Origin of the sequence: Curtobacterium sp. 18060 (assembly GCF_902706105.1) — a bacterium.
Classification (GTDB): domain Bacteria; phylum Actinomycetota; class Actinomycetes; order Actinomycetales; family Microbacteriaceae; genus Curtobacterium.
On record NZ_CACSJV010000105.1, the window covers coordinates 1 to 1,895 of the forward strand.

3 protein-coding genes are annotated in these 1,895 nt (G+C 66.5%); 1 reads left to right on the forward strand and 2 read right to left on the reverse strand.

Annotated features, from left to right (window positions below; translation table 11 throughout):
* Nucleotides 1–19: 19 nt before the first annotated feature.
* A complete protein-coding gene (locus GVL05_RS19745) occupies nt 20–520 on the forward strand; it encodes an SRPBCC domain-containing protein (protein WP_159574238.1) in 501 nt (166 codons plus the stop codon).
* A gap of 563 nt (nt 521–1,083) precedes the next feature.
* Here GVL05_RS19745 and GVL05_RS19750 read toward each other — a convergent pair.
* Nucleotides 1,084–1,761 carry a GntR family transcriptional regulator gene (locus GVL05_RS19750; protein ID WP_200849287.1) on the reverse strand — a complete coding sequence of 226 codons (678 nt, stop codon included), beginning with the start codon at nt 1,759–1,761 and terminating at the stop codon, nt 1,084–1,086.
* An 8-nt stretch (nt 1,762–1,769) separates the two neighbouring features.
* Nucleotides 1,770–1,895: hypothetical protein (locus GVL05_RS19755; protein ID WP_159573333.1), on the reverse strand; the 126-nt coding region annotated here is incomplete at its 5' end.

Here is a 1,895-nt window from a genome sequence, read left to right on the forward strand (position 1 = left end):
CCCCAGAACAGGACCCGCCATGACCACCGACATCACCTGGCCGGAGCGCTACACGCCCGGCACCACCGACAACTTCGTCTCGAACGAGGTCATCGTCGCCGGCCTGTCGGCCGCCGACGTGTGGCCACTCCTCATCGACACCCGCGTCTGGCCGACCTACTACGACAACGTGACAGACATCGAAGTCCCCGGCGACGTGCTCACCGATGGGTTGCGGTTCAAGTTCGCGACCTTCGGCTTCCCACCCCTGCAGGCAGAAGTGCTCGAAGCCGCGGCACCCACAAACGACACCGCGGGCCGTCTCGGCTGGCGGGCATGGCAGGACGGCGATGCCGACACCTCCCTCGACGTCTACCACGCATGGATCGTCGAGGATCTGCCCAGCGGCCGGGTCCGTGTCCTGACACAGGAGTCGCAGGTGGGTAAGCCGGCGGCAGACCTGGCCGGGAAACGTCCGAACCCGATGCTCAACGGCCACCAGGACTGGCTCGACGGGCTCGTCCGCGCGGCCCGGGGCTGATCGGTCGCGCTCGACGTGACGAGAAGCGCAAATCGACCGGCGTCCGGGCCGGCGAGACCCCTGCACGCCGGTCGAGTCGTTGCCCCTCCGGGTCCGCATCAAGTAGTCGGGACTGACCGTGTACCCGGCACGTACGCGCCCGGTGTGACGCCGAACTGCTTCCCGAACGCCGTCGTGACGGCACTCACCGACGATTATCCGGCCGCTCGGGCCGCCGAGCGTGATGGTGATCCTGTCAGACCGGCCGAAACCTTGCCGTCGTCGATCGGACCAGTGTGCGAATCGGTGGCAAGGATCCGCTAGATCTGCAAGATCAGCAAGGGCTCCGCCGTTGGTACTGAGGACGTCGGTACTGAGGACGTCGGTACTCCGATGTCGGCGGCTCTTGAATTGTCGGCGGGTGCGAGACGTGCAGCAGTGTCGAATGGTCAGGGCGACCATCGCACCCAAGACGTCGTCGAGTGCGGCGACCTCGGGGTCCCTCACCTGACCGACGGCGTGCACCGACGCGACCTCGCCGCCGAGCCACCGGGCCACCGGGCCACCGGGCCATGCGGCTGTACTCAGGTGAGTTCGACGGAAAAGATTCCGTGTGCGAGTCGCAGGGAGACAGTGCACCGCGCGCCCGCGTTGTAGAACGCGGCGGCAACGACGAGCCACCGCGTTCCGCTTGAGTCGGTCTCGTGGTTGATCGCAACATCCGCATGTTCAACATCTCGCTGGGGTCCGATGGGTTCGTTCCATGTCCAGCGGGACGGCGGGGACCACCACCGCGCATCGGTGGCGACTTGGATCTCGGCGACGCAGCGACCTTCGTGATGCTGCTTCCAGATCTGAGCGGACTGCGGTTGTTCGGCAGCGAAACCGACAATGTCGGCGTACTCAAGCGGCGGGCCATCAAAGGTATGCGCTAGTGGCCGGACTGTGACACGGGGTCCGGCTGACGGCTGACGCACGATCTTCTCGCCCGTGGAGCGTCGTTCGATGAGACCTTCACGGACGAGGTCCAAGACGGCGGCTCCGACCGTACTGCGGCTCACGCCGATCGCGCTTGCGAGATCGTGCGCGCGTTTCAGACGGCTCCCCGGCTGGAGTTGGCCGCGCTCGATGGCAGCTCGCAGTCCGTTGCGGACCGATTCGCGAGAGGTCGGCGCGGTCGCCAGGGAGAGCATGCCGGTCGGCGCGGCGTAGACACCGTCGGACTCAACGAGCGAGGCAAGAAGTAGAGGTCGTGAGGCCATGATGGGCTCTAGTGGGTGGACGGTTCCTGGTCGACCTCGCGGCGGTCGTCGTCGGACCACAGCGTGTGGAAGGTGCCGTCCTTGTCGATGCGCTGGTAGGTGTGCGCGCCGAAGAAGTCGCGCTGCCCCTGGAT

Coding starts and splice junctions, on each gene's coding strand:
- GVL05_RS19745 (WP_159574238.1), top strand. CDS start 20: ATGACCACCGACATCACCTGGCCGGAGCGCTACACGCCCGGCACCACC.
- GVL05_RS19750 (WP_200849287.1), bottom strand. CDS start 1,761: ATGGCCTCACGACCTCTACTTCTTGCCTCGCTCGTTGAGTCCGACGGT.